The sequence below is a fragment of the Pectobacterium versatile genome, assembly GCF_020166435.1.
Taxonomy (GTDB): domain Bacteria; phylum Pseudomonadota; class Gammaproteobacteria; order Enterobacterales; family Enterobacteriaceae; genus Pectobacterium; species Pectobacterium versatile.
On record NZ_JAINZP010000024.1, the window covers coordinates 38655 to 63537 of the forward strand.

Consider the following 24883-nt stretch of genomic DNA (forward strand, 5'->3'; position numbering starts at 1 on the left):
AAAACACTTTTTATTCATTCTTCACTATAATAAGAGATGGTTGATCATTACACAGGATCGTCTAATTTTTAAAAGCGATTTTTCGTTCGATTAAATGCTAGGCTCTGATGAAAAATGGGGCAAAAGGAGAGCCTAAATGCAGAAAAAATGCCTAAAGAAGGGCGCACCGATACATATAAAAGGCGCCCTTCTTTACATTAATTACTTAACGCGTGATACGTATTCGCCAGAACGGGTGTCAACTTTGACAACTTCGCCGATCTGCACGAACAATGGCACTTTAACAACTGCGCCGGTGCTCAGCGTTGCTGGCTTACCACCAGTACCGGCAGTATCGCCTTTCAGGCCTGGATCGGTATCGGTGATTTCAGCTTCGATGAAATTCGGTGGCTGAACGGTGATTGGGCTACCGTTCCACAGAGTAACGATACATTCTGCGTTGTCTTGCAGCCATTTTGCGGCATCACCAACGGTCTTCTCTTCAACCTGATGCTGTTCAAACGTCTCAGGGTGCATGAAGTGGTAGAACTCACCGTCGTTGTACAGGTAGTTCATGTTGGTATCAACGACATCTGCGCCTTCTGCAGAATCGGTAGACTTGAAGGTTTTTTCAACGCGAGAGCCCGTCAACAGGCGACGCATTTTTACGCGAGCAAAAGCCTGGCCTTTACCCGGCTTAACAAACTCACTGGATTCGACGGCATACGGCTCGCCTTCGAATATGATTTTAAGACCGGAACGGAAATCGTTGCTAGAATAAGTCGCCATAAAGGCCCTCTATAATTTTAATACTGGTACGAAGCCAAAAAATGGCACACATTGTAACCCTAAATATACCTTCCAGAGAAGATTGGTTGCAGCAACTTGCGGACGTAATTACCGATCCTGATGAATTACTGCAACTTTTGGCACTGAACGATCACGCTAAACTTCGGCAAGGCAGTGATGCGCGCAGGCTTTTTGCGCTGCGTGTGCCACGCGCATTCGCTGCACGGATGCAAAAAGGCAATCCTGACGATCCGTTGCTGCTACAGGTCTTGACCGCGCGTGAGGAGTTTATCGCTACCCCAGGCTTCACCCATGACCCGCTTGATGAACAACACAGCGTCGTGCCGGGGTTACTGCACAAATATCACAACCGCGCCCTGCTGCTGGTTAAAGGCGGCTGCGCGGTGAACTGCCGCTACTGCTTCCGCCGCCATTTCCCTTATCAGGATAATCAGGGCAATAAAGCAAACTGGCATCAGGCTCTGGATTATATCCGCCAGCACCCAGAACTGGATGAAATTATTTTTTCCGGTGGCGACCCGCTGATGGCCAAAGACCATGAACTGGACTGGCTGATCACCGAATTGGAACACATCCCACACCTGAAACGCCTACGCATTCACAGCCGTTTACCTGTGGTGATCCCTGCGCGCATTACCGACGCGCTGTGCGATCGCCTGTCACGCAGTTCGCTTCAGGTGCTGTTGGTGACGCATATTAATCATCCGCAGGAAATTGATCCTGATTTAACACAAAGTATGGCGCGTTTGCGCCGCGCAGGTGTGACGCTGCTCAACCAAAGCGTGCTGCTGCACGGAGTGAATGACAACGCAGAGACGCTTGCCCAACTCAGCAATGCACTATTTGACGCAGGAATTCTGCCTTATTACCTGCACGTACTGGATAAGGTCCAGGGTGCCGCTCATTTTCTGGTAGATGACAACGAGGCACGCGTCTTAGTTAAAGCGCTGCTGAAGAAGGTATCCGGCTATCTGGTGCCCCGTCTGGCTCGGGAAATCGGTGGGGAAGCCAGCAAAACGCCGTTGGATTTAGGGATGAAGCAGCATCAGGACGATACCGATTTATTACGTTGAGCGTTCGAGTGAGTGAATAATGCGGTGAGAGCGGATTTCTCCACTCTCACCGGGTTTTTCTTTAGCTTAAGGACATTTGTAAACGCTGCCGTTCATCTTGCTGTCTAGCGGCGCAAAGCTTGACCAGAAGGTTTCACTCGAACTGGTTGTGCCATAGATGGTATTCCCCCCCATCGCTGCCGCTTTATTGCGCAGATCGTTTGCCGCACTGCGCATAGAACTGCCGTCGCTATGGTTTCCTGCCAGCCAGTTAGACTGGCTACCGCTGGCTTGCCCCAACAGCTGACATTCGCTTCCTGGTTTGGTATCCGTGAACGCCACGGCTTGCCCAGCAGCGCTGAGTTGACTGGTGCTGCTGCACCCCGCCAGCAAAACTGCCGCTGATAGCCCCAACAAAATACGAACCTGCATGTCTTCCTCCTTGCGATTGAAAAACCAAAGGGCACAGGCCCGATTAGTTACGCCACGCCTTGAAGCGGTTGATCAGTCCGTTGGTAGAACTGTCATGGCTGTCGATCGTACTGTCATTTTCCAGCTCTGGCAGAATACGGTTCGCCAGTTGTTTCCCTAACTCCACGCCCCACTGATCGAATGTGAAGATGTTCAGGATCGCGCCCTGAGTGAAGATCTTGTGCTCATACAGCGCAATCAACGCGCCCAGACTGTACGGGGTGATTTCGCGCAGCAGGATAGAGTTGGTCGGGCGATTGCCTTCAAATACTTTAAACGGCGCGACGTGTTCCACCTCTTTTGCACTTTTGCCTGCCGCCGCAAATTCGGCTTCCACCACGTCACGGCTTTTACCGAACGCCAGCGCTTCCGTCTGTGCAAAGAAGTTCGACAGCAGCTTGCTGTGATGATCGCTTAATGGGTTGTGGCTAACCGCTGGCGCAATGAAATCACACGGAACCAGCTTGGTTCCCTGATGGATCAATTGGTAGAAGGCATGCTGGCCGTTCGTACCCGGTTCACCCCAGATAATCGGCCCGGTCTGGTAATCCACTGGATTGCCGTTGCGATCGGCAGATTTCCCGTTGGATTCCATATTTCCCTGTTGGAAATAGGCGGCAAAGCGGTGCATGTATTGGTCGTACGGCAGAATCGCTTCAGTTTCGGCACCGAAGAAATTGTTGTACCAAATGCCGATCAGCGCCAGCAGCACGGGCAGGTTTTTCTCCGCTGGCGTGGAAGCAAAGTGCTTGTCCATCGCGTGCGCACCGCTGAGCAGTTTTTCAAAGTTATCAAAGCCCAGAGAGAGAATGATCGACAGGCCAATCGCCGACCACAGGGAGTAACGTCCGCCAACCCAGTCCCAGAATTCGAACATGTTGTCGGTATCGATACCAAATTCGCCGACGGCTTTCGCGTTGGTGGACAGCGCGGCAAAGTGCTTGGCGACGTGTTTCTCATCCTGCGCCGTTTTCAGGAACCAGTCGCGAGCACTGTGCGCGTTGGTCATGGTTTCCTGCGTGGTGAACGTTTTCGACGCGACGAGGAACAGCGTGGTTTCTGGGTTCAGCGGCTTCAACGTTTCAGCGATATGCGTGCCGTCGACGTTGGAGACAAAGTGCATATTGAGGTGATTTTTATAAGGCTTCAGCGCTTCCGTTACCATGAACGGGCCCAGATCGGAGCCGCCGATACCGATGTTAACCACGTCGGTGATCGTTTTGCCGGTATAGCCTTTCCACTCACCGCCAATCACGCGCTCGCTGAAATCTTTCATCTTCGCCAGCACTGCGTTGACTTCTGGCATCACATCTTTGCCATCCACCAGTATCGGCGTGTTGCTGCGGTTACGCAGGGCAACGTGCAGAACAGCGCGGTCTTCCGTACGGTTGATTTTCTCGCCAGCAAACATGGACTGAATCGCCGCAGACAGGTCGGTTTCCCGTGCCAGCGCGTGCAGTTTTTCCATCGTTTCTGCCGTGATGCGGTTTTTGGAGAAATCCACCAGCATCTGATCGTCGAACGTCGCGGAAAAATGCGCGAAACGATCGCTATCTTGTGCAAACAGCTCGCTGATTTGCACCTCTTTCATCGTATCAAAATGGGTTTGTAATGCCTGCCAGGCGGCAGTTTGGCTTGGATTAATATTTTTCATAATGCGACTTTCTCTCTAAGCATGAGTTCAAAGTGACTGAATCGATTGTATCCCTTAAAATCCCGATTGAGATCCCTTTTCTTGCTAAAAGCGGTTTATGCCCTGTCGTTTACTGACAGCTTGTAGTTTGCAGGCAGATTGTTTATTGACAGAAACGGCATAACCCGTTATTTCTAACACCGTACTTGCACACTCGGTGTGCAAGCCAGAAGAGGCGCGTCGCCCAGGTAAGATATCGGAGGAACCGTAATCCGCTGATGATATCCGAGGGGGAGCGACGCCGAGATGCGGTGAAATACGGCTTTCACCCTATCGACTACAGAGGCTGAATCCTCTGGGTTGTCACCGGATTAGTCCTGACGGACGTCCAGCAAGGTGGAGCGCTTCTGGGTGTATCGTAGTAATTTTCTACGCCTGCCCCCTACTTTTGCTCTCCCCCTGTGCCAAGGCTGATTAATGGAATGCTGTTTACTGAAAACAGCCTACCCCCTGACACGAGGTTTTTTGACATGTCTGCAATTGAAGTATCCGCAAACGCGAACTCTACCGTTATTGCCAAATTTGGCGGCACCAGCGTGGCGGACTTTGACGCCATGAATCGCAGTGCCGATGTGGTGTTATCCAACCCGAATGTGCGCGTTGTGGTGCTGTCGGCGTCGGCAGGTATCACCAATTTACTGGTCGCGCTCGCGGAAGGTCAAACGCCCGAAACGCGTGCCGAGCATCTGGCGAAGATCCGTCAAATCCAATACGCCATCATCGACAAACTGACCAACCAAAGCGTGATTCGCGATGAGATTGATCGCATGCTGGATAGCGTCACCACGCTGTCTGAAGCGGCGGCACTCGCGACGTCCAACGCCCTGACCGATGAACTAGTCAGCCACGGCGAACTGATGTCTACCCTGCTGTTTGTCGAGATTCTGCGCCAGCGTGATGTTGTGGCTGAATGGTTTGATGTACGCAAGATCATGCGTACCGACGATCACTTTGGCCGCGCTCAGCCGGACTGTGACGTGCTGGGTGAGCTGACTCGCAGCCAGTTGCAGCCGCGTCTTGAGCAAGGTCTGGTGATCACTCAGGGCTTTATCGGCAGCGAAGCGAAAGGTCGCACGACCACGTTGGGTCGCGGCGGTAGCGATTATACGGCGGCACTGCTGGGCGAAGCGCTCAACGTCAGCCGGATTGATATCTGGACCGATGTTCCAGGCATCTACACCACCGATCCACGCGTGGTGCAGACAGCAAAACGCATCGACCAAATTATGTTTGAAGAAGCCGCCGAAATGGCGACATTTGGCGCGAAAGTCCTGCACCCAGCCACGCTGCTGCCTGCGGTGCGTAGCGATATTCCGGTATTTGTTGGCTCAAGCAAAGATCCGGCCGCTGGCGGTACGCTGGTGTGCAATAAAACCGAAAATCCGCCGCTGTTCCGCGCGCTGGCGCTGCGTCGTAAACAAACACTGCTTAAGCTTTATAGCCTGAACATGCTGCACGCACGCGGTTTTCTGGCCGAAGTGTTCGGCATTCTGGCACGTCACAACATCTCCGTTGACCTGATCACCACGTCAGAAGTCAACGTCGCGCTGACGCTCGACACAACCGGCTCCACCTCAACGGGCGACAGCCTGCTATCAAGCGCCTTGCTGACTGAGCTGTCATCGCTGTGTCGGGTTGAGGTTGAAGAGAATCTGTCGCTGGTCGCGCTGATCGGCAACAATCTGTCTCAGGCCTGTGGCGTCGGGAAAGAAGTATTTGGCGTACTGGAGCCGTTCCGTATTCGCCTGATCTGCTACGGCGCCAGCAGCAACAACCTGTGCTTCTTAGTGCCGGGTGATGACGCCGAGCGTGTGGTACAGACACTGCACCGCAGCCTGTTCGAGTAAATTCTCCATCAGCGCGTAGTCTCTTAGTCACAAATACAGAGGCATCGTGGGTTTTGCCGTTATCCGGCGTAAAAAATTATGCAGCGGTGGGCTTGACCGCCGAGTGAGCGACAGGACGTCGCGAAAGCCAGTGCCGCGTAGGGAACGCGTCACTGGCGGCTCGACTAGCGGTCAGGAACACCGATGGAACCGCGTCAGCGGCATAATTTGCGCCAAAAGCCTGAGGGTCATGGGGCGAGCGGCGTTTGAGCCGCCCCATGTCGGGCGCGTGCTACGACGTAGCATGAAAATAGCGGCATTATCGCGCACGAAACCGCATCTTAATCTGAATAAAAATTTCCACAAAGGGAATCACAGCGTCAGCGGTGACTCTTCGCGTTCTTCTTCCCCATCCTGTTGCACAATCAAGACGTTATACGCTACTGCACAGAACAGTGAATTCAGTCGGTTCATGTCCCCAAGTAAGCTCAAATGAAGCGAACTGGTTTCCAGACTCTGTACGTTGTGCTGATGTAAGCGATCAACATGCGCATGCGCATAACGGCGGTTCATAATGCGGAAACGGTGCTTGGCACGGCGCAGGCGTTTCGCGCTGGTAACATCCTCCGACAGGAAAACCGACAGTCCCAGACGCAGATTCGCCAGCAGTTGTTCATGTAGGTGGTTCAACTCTTCCAGCCCCTGCGCGGAAAACGCCATGCGTACGCCAGATGAATGATTGGCAATGTCATCTGCCATGCGTTCGATAATGTCCCCCGCCTGTTCCAGATTCAGCGCCACCTCGATCACCTCAGCCCAGCGCCGAGAATCTCGCTCATCCAATCCGTCTTTCTGAATCTGCGCCAGATAGAGCTTAATCGCGGTGTAAAGGATATCGACATCATCATCGAGTCGGCGAATCTCCCGCCGCTGCATATGGTCGCCCTGTAAAACTTCACGGTACAAACGCAGCATTTGCTCCAGCACATCGCCAATGCGCAGCGTTTCTCGTGCAGCATTGGTCAGCGCCAGCGCAGGCGTGTCCAGCGAGCTGGTGTCCAGATGACGCGGTTTCATCTGGAGATCGACCTGCGGCGAATCAGCAATCATCGCACAGGACAGCCGCGCCACCACGCCAGTAAGCGGAATCAGCAGCAAGCAACGAATCAGGTTGTAGAACAGGTGGAAGTAGATGACCAGCTCTTCGGCGCTTAACGGAATGCGCGTCAGCCAGCGCGAAAGCGGCTCAACCAGCGGTAGCACAACCAAACAGCCGATCAGCTTGAACAGCATGCTGCCGAGTGCGACGCGTCGGCCTGCCGCATTCTGCGTCGAGGTGCTCATCATCGTCAGTAATCCGCTACCCAGATTGGCACCAATGACCAGACACATCGCCACTTCCAGCGAGATCACACCGCTTGCCGTCAAGGTTGCCGTTAGCAGCACGGCTGCCAGACTGGAATAGGTAATCACCGCGAACAGCGCGCCAGCCAGTGCATCCAGCATGACGTCGCCCGTCAACGAGGAAAACAGCACCTTCACACCCGACGTTTGCGTGATCGGGGCCGCGGCCACAACAATCATTTCCAACGCCAGCAAAATGAGCCCGAGCCCAATCGCCACGCGACCAACCTGACCCACCCGCGTCTGCTTACGGCTGAGGAAAAATATCACGCCCAGAAAAATCAGCAGCGGAGAAAGCCAGGACAGATCGAACGTCAGAATTCGCACCATCAGTGCCGTACCGACATCCGCCCCGAGAATAATCACCAGCGCAGGCGTTAATGCCACCAGCCCCTGTGAGACAAAAGAGGTTGTCAGCAACGCGGTCGCATTGCTGCTCTGCACCAGCGCAGTGACGCCGATGCCAGCCATGAAAGCCAACGGTTTTTTCTCAACGCTATCGCTGAGAACCCGCCGTAACTGGGTGCCATAAACCCGCATGATACCGGTACGGACAATGTGAGTGCCCCATACCAGTAACGCAATCGCAGAAAGGAGATTCAGCAGTGTTAACAAAAAGTCCGCGCCTCCAGCTAAACAATATGTTGATAAATACAGTGTGTTGATAAATACAATGTATTGATGAGGTAATGAACAACTATTTTACCAGATGTTGGCTGGTCGTACTGCGAGGCAGCCCGCGCCAGAGAAAAATCGCTCAATATCAATAATGATTAAAGTTAATTAACTGACAATATTTAAAAAACAGAATCCAAATCAATAAGCCGACAACTTCACCTCACATTTTTTCTGGTTAACGCTATGCTCTTTTTATCCTTATAACTCTTATGGGTTACAACCCCACACAATCCTGCTGATCCAGAGTAAGGAAAATGGATGAAGACGAAAACCTCTTATGGACTGAACTGGCTCCCGCTAATCATTATTCTCGCCATCGCCGCTTTTTTTTGGCAAATGGAGCCCCCTACCGGCCTAAGCCCCGCCGCCTGGCACTCCGCCGTCATTTTCGTGGCCACGATCGTCTGTATTGTCGCGAACGTACTTCCGATTGGGGCCATCGGCATTATCAGTATCACGCTCTTTGCATTGACGTATGCCGCGGGGGATAAAACGGCCAGCGGCGCGATACAAACTGCACTCAGCGACCTGAACAGCTCGCTGATCTGGCTGATTGTTGTCGCCTTCATGATCGCACGCGGCTTTATCAAAACAGGGCTGGGCCGCCGCATCGCCTTGCAGATGATCCGCATGTTGGGAAAACGCACGTTGGGTCTGGCTTACGGACTGGCCTTTGCCGATCTGGTGCTTTCCCCCGCGATGCCAAGCAACACGGCACGCTGCGGCGGGATTATTTATCCGATTGCCGACTCGCTGTCGCGAAGCTTCGACTCCAAACCGGAAGATGCCTCGCGCAGTAAGATTGGCACCTTCCTGATCACTTGTATCGGTAACGTTAACGATGTGACGGCGGCGATGTTTATGACCGCCTACACCGGCAACCTGCTAGCGGTGAAACTGGCAGCCAACGCAGGCGTGACGATTACCTGGGGAAGCTGGTTTCTGGCAGCGCTTGTGCCCTGTTTGATTTCTCTGGCCGTTGTCCCTCTGCTCGTCTACTGGCTGACCAAACCAGAAATTCGCCATACGCCGGATGCACCAAAACTGGCTGTCGCCGAACTGGCAAAAATGGGCAATATGAGCCGCGGTGAATGGCTGATGGCATTCACCGTCGTCCTGCTGCTGGTGCTGTGGATTTTTGGCGATAAATTAGGCGTGGATGCCACGACGGCCTCGTTCGTCGGGCTGTCTTTCCTGCTGTTAACCGGCGTACTGAGCTGGGAAGACGTGAAGAGTGAGAAAGGAGCCTGGGATACGCTGATTTGGTTCGCCGCCCTACTGATGATGGCGAATCAGTTGAAAAAGCTCGGCTTCACCAACTGGTTTGGCGATCTCATCGGCAGCAACATCGGTCATTTAATGCAGGGAACCAGCTGGGTATTGGTGCTGCTGCTGCTGAATGCCGCCTATTTCTACACTCACTATTTCTTCGCCAGCGGCAACGCGCAGATCGCCGCACTTTTTGCCGTATTCCTCAGTGTCGGGATCAACCTGAATATTCCAGCGGTACCAATGGCGTTCATGCTAGCGTTTACCAGCAGCCTGTACTGTTCACTGACGCAATATACGCACGCGCGCGGCCCAATCCTGTTCGGCGCGGGCTACGTGCCCACCGCCGTCTGGTGGCGCACCGGTTTCGTCGTCAGTCTGGTGAATCAGGCGATTTTCATGAGCGCGGGTCTGCTGTGGTGGAAAGCGATTGGCCTGTATTAATGGTTAGCGAATCATGATGTGAAAAAGCCGGGTTACCTCGGCTTTTTCTTTGCATTACAGCAACAAACGCGATCAGAACGAATAAGAGACGCTGCCGACGACACTACGCTCGGCACCGAAGTAGCAGAACTCCAGCGAGTTACAGGCCGCCACGTAGCGTTTGTCGGTCAGGTTGTTGACATTAAGCTGCGCACTTAGCCCTTTCAGACCGACCTTCGAGAGATCGTATCCCACCGCCATATCCACCAGCGTATAAGAAGGCAGCGTGTGAGTATTGGCACGATCGGAAGTCACACCGTTCACGTAACGCACGCCAGAACCAAGCGTCAGACCGTCCAGCGGACCGCTTTTCACATCATAGCTGGCCCAGGCGCTGGCCTGATTGCGCGGCGCGTACACCGCACGTTTTCCTTGCTCGGCTACGCTGCTTTTCTTATAGCGAATATCCGTATAGGTATAGGCCGCTTGCAGACGCAGATTGTCGGTAATATGGCTCACGGCCTCCAGTTCCACCCCTTCAGACTCGATTTCACCCACGGAGCGATAAGGATCGTTAGGCTGAACTTTCGTCGCCACATTCTTCTGGTTAATACGGAATACCGACAGGCTGTATTGACCCTGAGAACCTTCAGGCTGATATTTCATCCCAGCTTCCCACTGCTTGCCTTTCATCGGTTCCAGCACGTTGCCGTTATCATCGGCGAAGCTGGTTGGCGTAAAGGCCGTAGAATAGCTGGCATACGGTGCCAAGCCATTATCAAATAGGTGGAGTAAGGCGGCGCGCGAGCTAAAGTTGTTTTTATCCAACTCACTGTGTGTGCCGTTGGTATGGTTAACGTGGGTCACTTTCACCCGATCATGGCGACCGCCCAGCGTTAAGCGCCAGCGCTCCCAGCTCATTTGATCCTGCATATAGATGCCCGTTTGTTGCAGCTTGTGCTTTTCCAGCGTGCCAGACATGGCCGTTGGGCCCGAACCGTAGACAGGGTTAAACGCATCGATCGCAGGGAAAGAACCCGAAGGCCAGTCCACATTATTATTACGCTGCTGATAGTCGATTCCCACCAGCAGACGGTGGTTCACCGCACCGGTATCCACGCTGCCATCGAGCTGATTATCTAACGTTAACGCAGACAGCGACTCACGGGAACCCGAGTAGTAACGGGTCAGCGTGTCGGCGTTAGGCTGCGTCCAACCATAGGCGTACACCTGATCCAAGTGCACTTTGGTACGCAGATAACGCACTTTTTGACGTACCGCCCAACCGCTATCAAAACCATGCTCAAAGTTGTATCCCACCATGTTTTGCTTACGGTCGTATTTCTCATAATTCTCTTCCCCTTCATAGAAGGTGTTCGAGATTTTCTGCCCGTTATGCGCCACCACGGTGCCTTCATACGGTAAACCCGAATGGCTGCCGCCCTCAGGATCGCGTTGCAGATAAGCCATAAATTCCAGACGAGTTTTGTCGGAAATCCGCCACAGCAGGCTAGGCGCAATCGCATAGCGCTCTTCTTTCAGCGGCCCAAATTGGGTATCCGCCTCACGCACCATCCCGCCTAGGCGGAACGCAAAACGTTCGTCATCATCCAACGGACCGGTAACGTCGAACGCCGCACCACGTTGTGCATTGTTGCCTGCGAACAGCTTGATCTGTCCGCTGCGATCGAACGACGGCTGACGGGAATTCAGCGCCACAATCCCGCCCGGAGAAGAACGCCCGTAGAGTACGGAAGCCGGGCCTCTGACCACTTCAATGCTGTCGAGGAACCAGGGATCGATAACCAGTGAGCTATGGGAGTTGGTATCCCCCATCATCTTCAGCCCGTCGAGATAGACGTTATCGAGACTGCCATCGGAAAAGCCGCGCAATACCATGTAGTCGAAGCGGTTAGACGCGCCGATTTGGTTGTTATACACGCCCGGCGTATAACCGACCGCCTGACGAACGCTGGTCGCACCCTGCTCCTGAATCTGGTCGCGCGTAATGATAGAAACGGCCTGAGGAGTCTCAATATCGGGCGTTTCCAGCTTGGTTGCACCACGTTGTGTTTGAGACGTCACAACTAGCGTCTCGCCCTGAGAAGAAGATGGCGTATCCTGCGCGAGTGCCGACACCGTCAATCCACTGGTGAAACAGCCAACCACCAGCGCCAGCCGCGTTTTTCTGAACATGGGAATCTCCACAGACCTTATTATTGTAAATAAGAATTATTACCGTTTTCGGTCTGGCGATAGCTATGCGCAGTGACAGCTTACGTATGCGCAATGACAAAACGGGAACTCAGCGAGAAAAACCCAGATGAGCGGCACGGCGGAAAAGTCAGACGTAAAGGGTCAATGAGTTGATATGGATTGATGTTGATAAGGAAGGAAACGTTAGCTGACCATGCGCACATCGCTCGGCGCCATACCGTAACGCCGCCGGAAAGCCGTGGCAAAGTTGGTGGCGTGCTGGTAACCCGACATCCAGGCCGCCTGCTGAACGCTGTATCCCTGCACCAGATAGCATCGAGCTAGTTCCAGCCGGCAGTCACGCAGGTAGTCAAAAACCGAATGACCATACGCCTGACGGAACTTGGTACGCAGGCTACTGGTGCTCATCGCGGCCATCTGCGCCAGTTCATTGAGGGTGTACTCTTTTTCAGGCTGTTGCGCCAGAAGCCGCCGAACGTTCTCCAGTCGATCCTGTTCGCCGGGCGGGGGCAATACGCGCCGTTCTCCCCCACGTTGCCCGAATGACAGACCTTGCCCTAGCAACTGTAGCATCACACCTTCCAGCATCAGTTGGCGCGATAATCCCGGCACGGTATTTTCCAGCGCGTGCTGCAACCCAGATAATAAATAGCCGGGAACCTGCCATAAAAACGTCGGATTACCGCCCTGTTCCCACTCGCTCAGCAGCGAGCCCAACAGCGGATCCAAAGCGAAAGTGGTGGGAAAAATACCCAGCGACACGGTACGAAGGTGACAGTCCGCAAGGTGGCTGGCGTTCATGACTAACGGGTCACCCAGCCGGGTGCTGAATGCCATACCTGAGCGCACAACAAATTCCTTGCCGTTCAGACGCAGCGCGACACGACCTTCCAGCACAACCAGTGTATAGAACGGACAGCAATGCAAAGACGTCGATTCGTAAGGCTGCAACACGCGCACGTTAGAATTCGTCAGGCAAATCCCGGAGGACAGCGTCATCTCTTCGACATCACCCTGCACCACGATACGCTTTTCTTTCGCGCGCTCACGGCAGGACGATAGCTGCGGGAAGTGGTAATCAATCCCGTAACGTTCACCGATGTCGAAGAAATCCTCAATGGAAAAGAGTCGTTTTAGCATGAGCGGGAAGATACCCTCATCCTGTTTAACGCCCAGAATCAGGCCTGCGGTTAGTGGAAATGACGTGACGCAGCGACGTATTCGCTACAGAGATCGTTATTCACCTTATCATTGCGTAGCGAGCGCATCAATAAGACTGATAACTATTCTCATTGAAATGCATTCTAAATCCTGAACACCTTAGTTAGCGTAGGGAAGGTTCTTTGGCTGGCATCAGAAATCATGCTGAGGTATCAGTGAACGCCGAGTGAGCGACAGGACGTCGCGAAAGCCAGTGCCGCGTAGGGAACGCGTCACTGGCGGCTCGATAAGCGTTCAATGATTCCGAAGGCACCGCGTAGCGGCAGGATTTCAGCCAATAGCCTGGGTACATAGGGCAAGCGGCGTTTGAGCTGCCCTATGTCGGGCGTGGCGCTAGTGTCACAGAGAAAAATGTGGCTCATCACGCACGAAACGCCCACCCTGCAATACATAATTCAGACAACAATATCAGTAAGTCACTTACTCAATTCCTTAATCCGCATCATAGCCCAAATTCGGCGCCAGCCAGCGCTCAACCTCGCTCACATCCATCCCTTTACGTACCGCGTAATCTTCCACCTGATCGTGCTGGATTTGAGCGACGGCAAAGTATTTGCTGTCAGGATGGCTGAAATACCAGCCGGATACTGACGCACTCGGCCACATGGCATAGGATTCGGTGAGCTTCATGCCGGTGTGTTTTTCCACCTCCAGCAGTTTCCAGATTTGTAATTTCTCCGTGTGGTCTGGACAAGCCGGATAGCCTGGTGCGGGACGAATACCCTGATAACTCTCACGAATCAGCAGCTCATTACTCAGGTTCTCATTTGGCACATAGCCCCAATAAACCCTACGCACGCGCTCGTGCAAATATTCCGCAAAAGCTTCCGCCAGACGGTCAGAGATCGCCTTCACCATGATCTTATTGTAATCATCATGCTGAACGTCCCACAGATCGGCCAACGTATCCTCTTCCAACCCGCCGGTCACCGCAAAGGCTCCCAAATAATCCGGCTTGCCGCTGGATTTCGGTGCAACAAAATCAGATAGACAGTAGTTCGGGAAATCGGTTTTTTCCGTCTGTTGACGCAGGTGATGACTGACTGACAGCACCGTTTCACGCCGTTCATCGGTATAAATCACCACGTCATCGCCAACGCGGTTCGCTGGGAATAGGCCTACCACGCCACGGGGATTCAGTGCGCCGCGTGCGGATAAGTCGTCCAGCATCACATTGGCATCGGCAAACAGGCGCTTGGCCTCGTCACCCACCACCTCATCTTCCAGAATGCGAGGATATTTTCCGGCCAGCGACCAGGTCATAAAGAATGGCGTCCAGTCGATGTAGTTGCGCAGTGTTTCAATGCTGGCCGTCACTTCCTGGACACCCAGACGATGCGCAACCGGCGGCGTGTAGTTTTCCCAATCCAGATCGGAGGCGTTAGCACGAGCCGCTTCCAGCGTCACGGGCGGCGTTCTCGGTTTTTTACGCGCGTGCTGAATACGCACGGTTTCATACTCTTTACGAGTGCGCGCAACAAAGTCGGCATACTGCGTACTGGACAGCAGGGCCGACACCACACCAACAGAGCGCGAGGCATTCTGCACGTAGACTGTTAGGCCGCTATAGTTCTGCTCAATCTTCACAGCGGTATGCGCTTTAGAGGTCGTCGCGCCGCCAATCAGCAGCGGCAGCGTGAAGCCCTGACGCTCCATCTCTTTCGCCACGTTGACCATTTCATCCAGCGACGGTGTAATCAGCCCGGACAGCCCGATGATATCGACATTCTCTTCACGCGCGGTCTTCAGGATTTTATCCGTCGGCACCATTACGCCAAGATCGATAATTTCGTAGTTGTTACATTGCAGCACCACGCCGACAATATTCTTGCCGATATCGTGGACGTCACCTTTTACGGTCGCCAGCAGGATTTTCCCAGCGGAAGAACCTTTGTCTTTGCTAGCATCAATATAGGGTTCGAGATAGGCCACCGCCTGCTTCATCACACGGGCGGATTTCACTACCTGTGGCAAAAACATTTTCCCCGCACCGAACAGGTCGCCGACCACGTTCATTCCGTCCATCAGCGGGCCTTCGATCACCTCGATCGGCCGCGTCGCCTGCTGTCGCGCTTCTTCGGTATCCAGCTCGATGAATTCGGTAATACCTTTAACCAGTGAATACTCCAGACGCTTCCTCACGTCCCAGCCACGCCATTCCGCCTGCGTTTTGCTGCCTTCATCTTCCGTTTTGCTGCCGCGATATTTTTCTGCCAGATCGAGCATACGTTCGGTAGCATCGCTGCGACGGTTAAGGATTACATCTTCAACGGCATCGCGCAGCTCAACAGGGAGATCGTCATAGATCGCCAACTGGCTGGCGTTCACGATCCCCATGTCCATCCCATTGCGGATCGCGTAATACAGGAAGACGGCGTGGATCGCCTCACGGACCAGATCGTTACCACGGAATGAGAAGGAAACGTTGGATACGCCGCCGGAGATCATCGCATGCGGTAGCTGCGCCTTGATGTCCGCACAGGCTTCGATGAAATCCACCGCGTAGTTGTTGTGCTCGTCGATCCCCGTTGCCACGGCGAAAATGTTTGGGTCGAAAATAATGTCTTCCGGCGGGAAGCCGACTTCTCCCGTCAGGATGCGGTACGCCCGGCTACAAATTTCAATTTTACGCGCGCGGGTATCTGCCTGCCCGACTTCATCGAAGGCCATCACTACCACGGCGGCGCCATAGCGCCGCACCAGCTTAGCGTGATGGATAAAGGCCTCAACGCCTTCCTTCATGGAGATTGAGTTAACAATCCCTTTGCCCTGAATGCATTTAAGCCCTTTCTCAACCACATCCCATTTTGAGGAGTCGATCATGATCGGCACACGGGCGATATCAGGCTCACCGGCAATCAGATTCAGGAAACGGATCATCGCCGCTTCCGCATCCAGCATGCCTTCATCCATATTGATATCGATGATCTGCGCGCCGCTTTCCACCTGCTGACGGGCGACATCCAGCGCTTCGTTGTATTTTTCTTCTTTTATCAATCGTTTAAAACGTGCGGAGCCGGTGACATTCGTCCGCTCCCCGACGTTAACAAACAGGGTGTTGGCATCGATATTCAGCGGTTCCAGGCCAGATAAACGGCAGGCCACCGGGATCTCCGGCAGCTTACGCGGCGGCACGCCTTCCACCACTTTCGCCATCGCGGCAATGTGCGCAGGTGTCGATCCACAGCAACCGCCAACGATATTCAGGAAGCCGGATCGCGCCCATTCTCCGATATGTTTCGCCATATCGGCCGGATCCAGATCGTATTCCCCGAAGGCATTAGGCAGCCCCGCATTCGGATGTGCGCTCACATAGCATTCTGAAATACGTGATAGTTCAGCGACATACTGGCGCAGCTCATCCGGCCCCAATGCACAGTTCAGGCCGAAGGAAAGCGGACGGGAATGACGCAGGGAATTGTAAAAGGCTTCCGTGGTTTGACCGGACAGCGTACGCCCTGACGCATCCGTGATCGTGCCGGAAATCATCACGGGCAGCACGATCCCTAACGCTTCAAATTCACTTTCGACGGCGAAACTCGCCGCTTTAGCATTCAAGGTATCGAAAATAGTTTCGATCATGATCAGATCGACACCGCCCGCGATCAAGGCGCGTGTCGATTCGCGATACGCTTCCACCAGTTGATCAAAACTCACGTTACGAAACGCGGGATCGTTAACATCGGGGGAGATCGACGCGGTGCGGTTTGTCGGGCCAAGCACACCGGCAACATAACGTGGCTTATCCGGCGTTAAGGCAGTCCATTTGTCCGCGCTGGCACGCGCCAGCTGTGCGGCGACGGTGTTGATTTCCGCCGACAGCGCTTCCATATCATAGTCCGCCATCGCAATGGTGGTGGAGTTGAAGGTGTTGGTTTCGAGAATATCGGCACCGGCTTCCAGATAGGCGTCATGGATTTCACTAATCACCTGCGGCTTGGTCAGCACTAGCAGATCGTTATTTCCTTTCACATCGCTCGGCCAGTCAGCAAAGCGCGCACCGCGATAATCTACTTCCTGCAGGCGATAACCCTGAATCATGGTACCCATACCACCATCCAGCACCATAATGCGTTGCGCCAACTGACGCCGCAATTCGTCTACCCGATTACTCACGCGAACCCCATTCCCAGCCAATAAATACGATATGTAGTGTCTATACCCAAAATAATCCGAGTTGCATGCAGGCGGCAACCGCACGAATCCCCAGGAGCTTACATAAGTAAGTGACTGGGGTGAGTAAGGACAAATCGGCTAAGCCGATTTGAACGTCGCTTGCGGCGGCTCTTCAGAGCGAGGCTCAGAGAGCCGAGTATTGCCAACGCACATGTAGCTTGGAGTATGACGGGTATATCCTAGCATAAGTTATGAGCACGCTAACGCCGTGTAGCATGAGACTTTTTCAGATCATTCGCCGATAAAAAGCGCAGAGAAAGAAGAGTTGCATTCTGTGGTAAAAAAACGAAAATCAATTCCATAACCCTAAAAAGGAATCGACGCCATGACGCCACCAGAGCCAGCCAAACGCGGGAAGAAACCCAGAGCCAGTACGGGCACCACCGCGCAGCCAACCGGGCAGGTTCAGTCGCTGACCCGTGGCCTGACGCTGCTTGAATATATCGCCAAAGCAAACGGCAGCGTGGCACTAACCGATCTCGCTCAACAGGCCGGTTTACCGAATTCCACGACCCACCGCCTGCTCACCACCATGCAGCAACAGGGCTTTGTGCGTCAGGTTGGCGACTTGGGGCTGTGGACGATTGCTTCACACGCGTTTATCGTCGGCAGCAGCTTTCTGCAAAGCCGCAACCTGCTGGCCATTGTGCATCCGATACTACGCAAGCTAATGGAAGATTCTGGCGAAACTGTCAATCTGGCCGTGCTCGATCAGACCGACAGTCAGGCGATCATCATCGATCAGGTGCAATGTACGGCGCTGATGCGCATGTCCGCCCCTATCGGCGGTAAATTACCGATGCATGCCTCTGGTGCCGGAAAAGCGTTTCTGGCGCATTTACCTGATGCTCAGGTCACCCAACTGCTGCACAAGAAAGGGCTGCATGGCTACACGCCACACACATTTAGCTCGCCACAAGCCCTGAAAGAAAACCTGTCTCTGATTCGCAAACAGGGCTATTCGTTTGATGACGAAGAGCACGCGCTGGGGCTACGCTGTATCGCGGCCTGTATTCTGGATGAACATCACGAAGCCTTCGCCGCCATTTCCATCTCTGGCCCCGTGTCGCGCATCACGGACGACCGTGTCACAGAACTCGGCGCACTGGTGATCAAAGCGGCGAAACAGGTCATGCAGGAATACAGCGGGTTATGAATAACGAGTATTTCTCGTAATAAGAGCTTGTTATGACGAGTTTTACTATTGCCCGGCGTGAAAATTATGCAGCGGTGAACTTGACCGCCGAGTGAGCGACAGGACGTCGCGAAAGCCAGTGCCGCGTCGGGAACGCGTCACTGGCGGCTCGACTAGCGGTCAAGAGCATCGATGGGACCGCGTAGCGGCATAATTTAGTCGGAAGCCTGGGTTCGTAGGGCGGCGGCGACTGAGCCGCCCTACGTCGGGCGCGTATACGGTATCGCATGTGAATGGCAGGGGTGTGGCGCACGAAACGCCCTCTGAGACAGAATAAATTAACGAATAACGAGCCACGCTTAAATTTCAACACGTTGACTAAAACGCTTCCTCCGCCGGTAGGCGTAAACATCCTCAATGTGCCCTTCCCTGATGCGCTGCTGTAGTGCTCGCCAGTAGTCCGCGCAAAACAGATCGCCGTGCATTTCCTCAAATAGCGTACGAATGTGACGGTCACTGCACAGGAAATGGGGGAACTCTTCGGGAAACACGTCATTCGGCGCGACGCTGTACCACGGCTCTGCGGCCAGTTCGTCCTCTGGGTGACGTGGCGGCGGTATTTTGCGGAAATTCACCTCAGTCATGTAGCAAATTTCATCGTAGTCATAAAAGACGACTCGCCCATGACGTGTGACGCCGAAATTCTTGAATAGCATGTCGCCGGGGAAAATATTTGCAGCAGCCAGCTGTTTGATGGCATTACCATACTCTTCAATCACATCGTGCAGCTGCTGTGCGTTTGCCTGTTCCAAATAAAGGTTCAGCGGCGTCATCCGGCGTTCCATATACAAATGTCGGATCACCAGTTGGTCGCCCAGATCCTCCAGTTTTTCCGGCACCTCCCGCCACAGCTCATCCAGCAACTCTGGACTGATGCGATGCTTATCAATGACGAAGTTTTCATATTCCTGCGTATCCGCCATGCGCCCGACGCGATCGTGCTCTTTCACCAGTTGATAGCACGCCATGACCCGCTCGGCGCTCACCTCTTTCTGCGGCGCGAAACGATCTTTGATGACCTTAAATACGCGATCGAAGGAAGGCAGCGTAAACACCAGCATCACCATACCTTTAACGCCGGGGGCGATAATGAATTGCTCTTTTGATTCGGCAATGTAGTGCAGATATTCGCGGTAATACTCAGTTTTACTGTGCTTCTGGCAGCCGATGGCCAGATACAGCTCCGCTGTCGTCTTCCCCGGTAAAATATCACGCAGCCAGGCCACCAGCGCCGACGGCAGGGGGGCATATACCATGAAGTAAGAACGGGCGAAACCAAACACAATGCTCGCGTCAGCCTGATTGGTTAAGCAGGTATCAATAAATAGCGCACCGCGTTCGTTGTGGTGAATCGGCAGCAGGAACGGGAAAACACCGTCAGGGAGCGACAGTTTGCCCACCAGCCAGGCCGCTTTGTTACGATAAAACAGCTCATTCGCCACCTGTAACGTCGCGTGCTCAAGCAGCTCCGTTGAGAAGGTGCGCTGTAAATACGCCGTGATATAACCAATATCACGCGGCAAATCTTCCCACGGTAAACGCAGCGGCACGTCACCCAGCAGCTTTTCCAGCATGCTCTGCCAGCCGTCACTGGGCACAAACGTCTTGGCGATAGGCCGGGGGATCTCACGAAATCGCTGTTCCGGCTGAGAACTGAAAACAAACAGTTTGTCAGGTGCCAGTTCCCGATGGTTAAACAGCCGACAGTAGACGGAATTGAAGAAACTCTCTGCAATCTCAAAACGCGGGTAGTCCGGCAGTAAGCGGGTATAGATATGCTTCACACGAGCCAAAAAATCCGCATCATCGCAGCGAATACCGGTAATACAGCGCAACTGTTCGACCACCAGACCAACGTGGTGATCGTATAAGTGAATACGCTGTTTCATTGCCTGTTGTACGGCGGGCCAGTCAGCCTGTTCAAAGCGCTGCTGTGCACCCGCTGTCACTTCGAGAAAACGTCCATATTGCGCATCAAACCCTTGCAGGATCGTTTGCGCCACCAGCTTTTCAAGGTCACGCGTCATCATGATCTCCAGATGAGACCCGGCCAGCCAAACGCTGGCCGGGCAGGATCAGAACTGCTGTTCTTCCGTCGATCCCGTCAGCGCCGTCACTGAAGACTCGCCTCCCTGAATGATGTTCGTTACCTTATCAAAGTAGCCAGTCCCGACCTCCTGCTGATGCGATGAGAAGGTATAGCCGTCTTTAATCGCTTCAAATTCAGGCTGCTGCACTTTTTCTACGTAGTGCCTCATTCCTTCGCCCTGCGCATAGGCATGCGCCAGGTCAAACATGTTGAACCACATGCTGTGGATGCCGGCCAGCGTAATGAATTGGTACTTGTAGCCCATCGCCGACAGCTCATCCTGAAAACGCGCAATCGTGCTGTCATCCAGATTCTTCTTCCAGTTAAAGGAAGGCGAACAGTTGTACGCCAGCAACTTACCGGGGAATTTCGCATGGATGGCCTCGGCAAAACGACGCGCCAGCGATAAATCCGGCGTTGAAGTTTCGCACCACACCAAATCGGCATAAGGCGCATACGCCAGACCACGGCTGATCGCCTGCTCGATCCCAGCTCGCGTGCGATAGAAACCTTCCACCGTACGTTCTCCGGTGATGAAATCACGGTCATACTCATCGCAATCGGAGGTCAACAAATCCGCCGCATCCGCATCGGTTCGCGCGACCAGCAAGGTGGGGACACCCAAAACATCCGCAGCCAGACGCGCTGCAACCAGCTTCTGAACGGCTTCCTGAGTCGGCACCAGCACTTTGCCGCCCATGTGGCCACATTTCTTCGCCGATGCCAGTTGATCTTCAAAGTGAACTGCCGCCGCGCCCGCTTCGATCATCGACTTCATCAGCTCAAACGCATTAAGCACGCCGCCAAACCCCGCCTCCGCATCCGCAACAATTGGCAGAAAGTAGTCGGTATAACGCTTATCACTCGGCTCAATGCGGTTCGACCACTGAATCTGATCGGCGCGCCGAAAGGTGTTATTGATGCGTTCAATCACCGCGGGTACGGAATTCGCTGGGTAGAGCGACTGGTCGGGATACATGCTGGACGCCAGATTGGCATCCGCCGCCACCTGCCAACCGGAAAGATAAATCGCTTCGATGCCCGCTTTCGCCTGCTGTAAAGCCTGTCCTCCCGTCAGCGCGCCCAGACAATTAACATAGCCTTTGCGTGAGCCACCATGCAGCAGGTTCCATAGCTTTGCCGTGCCGAGCTGTGCGAGCGTGCATTCCGGGTTCACCGATCCCCGTAGATTAATCACATCTTCTGTGCTGTAGGGGCGCGTAATACCTTCCCAGCGGGCGGTTTTCCACTCTTTTTCGATATGCTGGACTTGTTGGGTACGAGAGGTCGTCATAGCAGAGGTTCCTTTTTATTATCAGTCAGGATTAATCAAGCAATGCGTAGCCAGGTAGCGTCAGGAAGTCGATCAGCTCATCCTGCGTGGTAATTTTTTCCATCAGCCGAGCGGCTTCATCAAAGCGCCCTCCACTGAAACGGGCATCACCGAGTTCCTCTTGAATCACGAACATCTCTTCGGCCAGCATTTGGCGGAACAGCGCTTTGGTGATTACACGACCATCGCTCAACGTCTTGCCGTGGCGAATCCACTGCCAGATTGACGTGCGAGAAATTTCTGCCGTCGCCGCATCTTCCATCAGTCCATAAATCGGGACGCAGCCATTACCGGATATCCATGCTTCGATGTACTGCACCGCAACGCGGATATTCGCACGCATCCCCACTTCCGTTCGCTCTCCCGGGCAAGGCTCCAGCAGCTCTTCTGCACGAATAGGCGCATCGTGTTCACGGCTGATATCGAGCTGATTTTTGCGTTCACCTAATGCTCGGTCGAACACCTCCATCACGGCATCGGCCAGCCCCGGATGGGCCACCCAAGTGCCGTCATGGCCATTGTGAGCTTCCAGCTCTTTGTCTTTACGTACCTTATCCAACACCCAGTTATTGCGTTCCGTATCCTTACTTGGGATGAACGCCGCCATCCCGCCCATGGCGAACGCGCCACGGCGATGACAGGTTTTGATCAACAGCCGCGAATAAGCGCTAAGGAAGGGTTTTTCCATCGTCACCGACTGGCGATCGGGCAAAACGCGGTCGCTGTGGTTCTTTAATGTTTTGATATAGCTGAAGATATAATCCCAGCGGCCGCAGTTCAGCCCAACGATATGATCACGTAGATGGTAGAGGATCTCGTCCATCTGGAAAACGGCGGGCAACGTTTCAATCAACACCGTTGCTTTGATCGTCCCGCGCGGCAGATCAGAGCGATCTTCCGTGTAGCAGAAGACATCATTCCACCAGGCCGCTTCCTGCCATGACTGCGTCTTTGGCAGATAGAAATAAGGACCGCTCCCTTTCTTCAGCAGTTCCTGATAGTTGTGGAAAAAATACAGCGCGAAGTCGAACAGACTGCCGGGAATCGCTTCCCCCTGCCAGGACACGTGTTTTTCAGGCAAATGCAAACCACGTACCCGGCAAATCAATACGGCAGGATTGGGTTTCAGCTGGTAGATTTTTCCTGTTTCATTGATGTAGGAAATCGTACCGCATACGGCATCACGCAAGTTGATTTGCCCGTCGATCACTTTTTCCCAACTCGGTGACAACGAATCCTCAAAGTCCGCCATGAAAACTTTCACGTTGGCATTCAACGCGTTGATCACCATCTTTCGTTCGACCGGACCGGTAATCTCAACACGACGATCCTGAAGGTCATCGGGAATACCGCGTATTGTCCATGTCTTATCAAGAATGGAATCCGTTTCTGAAATAAAATCAGGCAATTTACCCTGATCGATACTACGCTGTTGTACCTGCCGTTCGGCGAGTAATTGATTACGAGCTGGCGTAAAATGCGCGACCAGCTCCGTTAAGAAATCAATCGCTTCTTCCGTAAGAATTTGCTTCTCACCTTCGCCAAAACGCTGACTAAACGCCAATTCTCTGTTTATCGTCTGCTGCATCATTCGTGGTTCCTTTTCAGATTCCGCTTCATTTATCAACAACCGCCAAATCGGCAAACCAGTATGTACATTTCTTAGCCGACAGAATTAAGCGTAATACAATAAAAAAAAAAATCAAAAACAATTTCCATTTTTACGTAAAAACAAAAATAAGATCATGATAAAAATGAAGATTAAAATAAAAAAAGAAGAGAAATGGCTTTCAATCAATAACGAGAATGGAATAGTTCCGCAGAAAAAAGAAAGGCACCTTTAAAGGTGCCTCAGAGAAAAGAATTGGGATGAGCTAGTCCAGCGTAGGGTTCATACGACGTAAATCGTAAGGCGTAATCTGGTAAACATAGTAATTCAGCCAGTTAACAAAAAACAGATGACCGTGGCTACGCCAGCTCGCTTTCGGTGCCAGTTCAGGATTGTCATCGGGGAAATAATTCACTGGCACAGTCGGATCCAATCCAGCGTCACAATCGCGGAAAAACTCGCCCGCTAGCGTCAAGACATCATACTCTGGGTGTCCGGTAACAAACGCCAAACGTTTATCTTTGCTGGCAAACAGATAGGCTCCGGCCTGCTCCGACTCAACCAGAATCTCTAAATCCGTATGCTGACGAATTACATCAGTCGGAAAATCCGCATAGCGTGAATGTGGTGCCAGGAACGTTTCATCAAAACCGCGGGTCAGCAAAGCGTGGGGTTGCAACGTTTGATGTAGGTAAACACCGGATAGCTTTTCCTCGCGGGTCATTTTGGGAATGCCGTAAAGGATATTGAGAGCAGCCTGTACAGCCCAACACACAAACAATGTGGATGTGACATGCTCTTTTGCCCATTCAATGACACGCGCGATCTGTGGCCAATACACAACATCACAGAAATCGACTAATCCCAGCGGTGCACCAGTCACAATCAGGCCATCAAAATTTTCGTCCTGAATATCGTCGAAATTACAGTAAAAGTTATTCAAATGCTCGGTTGGCGTGTTCTTCGACTCACGGCTATCGATACGTAGCAGTTGGATATCGATCTGTAAGGGGGAGTTGGATAACAGGCGCAGAAACTGGTTTTCAGTCTCGATCTTTTTAGGCATCAGGTTCAGAACCAGCACTTTGAGGGGACGAATTTCCTGCGTTTTAGCACGCGAGGACGTCATCACAAAGACGTTCTCATTACGCAGAAAATTGACAGCTGGTAACTCATCAGGAACCCGAATTGGCATAACCTTATATCCTCAAAGCATACGTTTAAACGTTTAGACATCCAGATGCCCGAAGATAGCGAATTTTCGTACTAATGTCGAGCGCTCAACGCATAAGGTGAAAATGTTTCACGAGACAGGACACACTGCATATCATCAGCACGACGTCTGCTGAATACGTTCAAGCGCGTCGGAATCACTCAGGGGAGCAATCTCAGAAATAACAATGAGTCTGGCTTTACGACAACTGATGACTGTTATCTT

Annotated in this window: 15 protein-coding genes and 1 riboswitch; of the genes, 4 read left to right on the forward strand and 11 right to left on the reverse strand. The window is 53.0% G+C overall.

The features are described from left to right. Positions 1–201: 201 nt before the first annotated feature. Positions 202–768 carry an elongation factor P gene (gene efp, locus K7X24_RS19110; RefSeq protein WP_039279757.1) on the reverse strand — a complete coding sequence of 189 codons (567 nt, stop codon included), beginning with the start codon at positions 766–768 and terminating at the stop codon, positions 202–204. 41 nt (positions 769–809) lie between these two features. Between efp and epmB the strand changes: the two genes are divergently transcribed. Continuing rightward, a complete protein-coding gene (gene epmB, locus K7X24_RS19115) occupies positions 810–1862 on the forward strand; it encodes an EF-P beta-lysylation protein EpmB (RefSeq protein WP_224557577.1) in 1053 nt (350 codons plus the stop codon). A 66-nt stretch (positions 1863–1928) separates the two neighbouring features. On the opposite strand, the gene K7X24_RS19120 is transcribed toward epmB, so the two are convergent. Together K7X24_RS19120 and pgi are read right to left on the reverse strand one after the other, a co-directional pair. After that, positions 1929–2273: a DUF4156 domain-containing protein gene (locus K7X24_RS19120; RefSeq protein WP_039487234.1), complete on the reverse strand. Its 345-nt coding sequence runs from the start codon at positions 2271–2273 to the stop codon at positions 1929–1931. Positions 2274–2316: 43 nt separating this feature from the next. Continuing rightward, positions 2317–3966 carry a glucose-6-phosphate isomerase gene (pgi, locus tag K7X24_RS19125; protein ID WP_119881871.1) on the reverse strand — a complete coding sequence of 550 codons (1650 nt, stop codon included), beginning with the start codon at positions 3964–3966 and terminating at the stop codon, positions 2317–2319. 201 nt (positions 3967–4167) lie between these two features. Further along, positions 4168–4360, forward strand: a riboswitch (Lysine riboswitch). A gap of 115 nt (positions 4361–4475) precedes the next feature. Here pgi and lysC point away from each other — a divergent pair. After that, positions 4476–5852, forward strand: coding sequence for a lysine-sensitive aspartokinase 3 (gene lysC / locus K7X24_RS19130; protein ID WP_224557580.1), 1377 nt, complete (start codon positions 4476–4478; stop codon positions 5850–5852). Positions 5853–6203: 351 nt separating this feature from the next. On the opposite strand, the gene K7X24_RS19135 is transcribed toward lysC, so the two are convergent. Continuing rightward, entirely contained in the window at positions 6204–7850 is a 1647-nt protein-coding gene (locus K7X24_RS19135) for a Na/Pi cotransporter family protein (protein WP_039490955.1), read from the reverse strand. Positions 7851–8171: 321 nt separating this feature from the next. Here K7X24_RS19135 and K7X24_RS19140 point away from each other — a divergent pair, with 321 nt between their 5' ends. After that, entirely contained in the window at positions 8172–9626 is a 1455-nt protein-coding gene (locus tag K7X24_RS19140) for a DASS family sodium-coupled anion symporter (protein ID WP_224557582.1), read from the forward strand. 72 nt (positions 9627–9698) lie between these two features. On the opposite strand, the gene K7X24_RS19145 is transcribed toward K7X24_RS19140, so the two are convergent. The 3 genes from K7X24_RS19145 to metH all read right to left on the reverse strand — a co-directional run bounded on the left by K7X24_RS19145 (position 9699) and on the right by metH (position 17159). After that, positions 9699–11801: a ferrioxamine B receptor FoxA gene (locus K7X24_RS19145; protein ID WP_224557584.1), complete on the reverse strand. Its 2103-nt coding sequence runs from the start codon at positions 11799–11801 to the stop codon at positions 9699–9701. A 204-nt stretch (positions 11802–12005) separates the two neighbouring features. Next, positions 12006–12962, reverse strand: coding sequence for an AraC family transcriptional regulator (locus K7X24_RS19150; RefSeq protein WP_224557586.1), 957 nt, complete (start codon positions 12960–12962; stop codon positions 12006–12008). Between the two features lie 513 nt (positions 12963–13475). Further along, a complete protein-coding gene (metH, locus tag K7X24_RS19155) occupies positions 13476–17159 on the reverse strand; it encodes a methionine synthase (protein WP_224557606.1) in 3684 nt (1227 codons plus the stop codon). A gap of 385 nt (positions 17160–17544) precedes the next feature. Here metH and iclR point away from each other — a divergent pair, with 385 nt between their 5' ends. Further along, entirely contained in the window at positions 17545–18375 is an 831-nt protein-coding gene (gene iclR, locus K7X24_RS19160) for a glyoxylate bypass operon transcriptional repressor IclR (protein ID WP_010310516.1), read from the forward strand. A 338-nt stretch (positions 18376–18713) separates the two neighbouring features. Here the strand turns inward: iclR and aceK are convergent, their stop codons facing one another. The 4 genes from aceK to metA all read right to left on the reverse strand — a co-directional run bounded on the left by aceK (position 18714) and on the right by metA (position 24640). Further along, positions 18714–20441, reverse strand: a complete 1728-nt coding sequence (gene aceK, locus K7X24_RS19165) for a bifunctional isocitrate dehydrogenase kinase/phosphatase (RefSeq protein WP_224557618.1) — start codon at positions 20439–20441, stop codon at positions 18714–18716. 48 nt (positions 20442–20489) lie between these two features. Then, entirely contained in the window at positions 20490–21797 is a 1308-nt protein-coding gene (gene aceA / locus K7X24_RS19170) for an isocitrate lyase (RefSeq protein ID WP_224557620.1), read from the reverse strand. 31 nt (positions 21798–21828) lie between these two features. Continuing rightward, a complete protein-coding gene (aceB, locus tag K7X24_RS19175) occupies positions 21829–23427 on the reverse strand; it encodes a malate synthase A (RefSeq protein WP_224557622.1) in 1599 nt (532 codons plus the stop codon). 283 nt (positions 23428–23710) lie between these two features. Beyond that, entirely contained in the window at positions 23711–24640 is a 930-nt protein-coding gene (gene metA / locus K7X24_RS19180; protein ID WP_224557624.1) for a homoserine O-acetyltransferase MetA, read from the reverse strand. Positions 24641–24883: the final 243 nt, after the last annotated feature.

Coding starts and splice junctions, on each gene's coding strand:
- lysC (WP_224557580.1), top strand. CDS start 4,476: ATGTCTGCAATTGAAGTATCCGCAAACGCGAACTCTACCGTTATTGCC.
- aceB (WP_224557622.1), bottom strand. CDS start 23,427: ATGATGCAGCAGACGATAAACAGAGAATTGGCGTTTAGTCAGCGTTTT.
- K7X24_RS19145 (WP_224557584.1), bottom strand. CDS start 11,801: ATGTTCAGAAAAACGCGGCTGGCGCTGGTGGTTGGCTGTTTCACCAGT.
- pgi (WP_119881871.1), bottom strand. CDS start 3,966: ATGAAAAATATTAATCCAAGCCAAACTGCCGCCTGGCAGGCATTACAA.
- epmB (WP_224557577.1), top strand. CDS start 810: ATGGCACACATTGTAACCCTAAATATACCTTCCAGAGAAGATTGGTTG.
- aceK (WP_224557618.1), bottom strand. CDS start 20,441: ATGACGCGTGACCTTGAAAAGCTGGTGGCGCAAACGATCCTGCAAGGG.
- iclR (WP_010310516.1), top strand. CDS start 17,545: ATGACGCCACCAGAGCCAGCCAAACGCGGGAAGAAACCCAGAGCCAGT.
- K7X24_RS19120 (WP_039487234.1), bottom strand. CDS start 2,273: ATGCAGGTTCGTATTTTGTTGGGGCTATCAGCGGCAGTTTTGCTGGCG.
- K7X24_RS19140 (WP_224557582.1), top strand. CDS start 8,172: ATGAAGACGAAAACCTCTTATGGACTGAACTGGCTCCCGCTAATCATT.
- K7X24_RS19150 (WP_224557586.1), bottom strand. CDS start 12,962: ATGCTAAAACGACTCTTTTCCATTGAGGATTTCTTCGACATCGGTGAA.
- aceA (WP_224557620.1), bottom strand. CDS start 21,797: ATGACGACCTCTCGTACCCAACAAGTCCAGCATATCGAAAAAGAGTGG.
- efp (WP_039279757.1), bottom strand. CDS start 768: ATGGCGACTTATTCTAGCAACGATTTCCGTTCCGGTCTTAAAATCATA.
- metA (WP_224557624.1), bottom strand. CDS start 24,640: ATGCCAATTCGGGTTCCTGATGAGTTACCAGCTGTCAATTTTCTGCGT.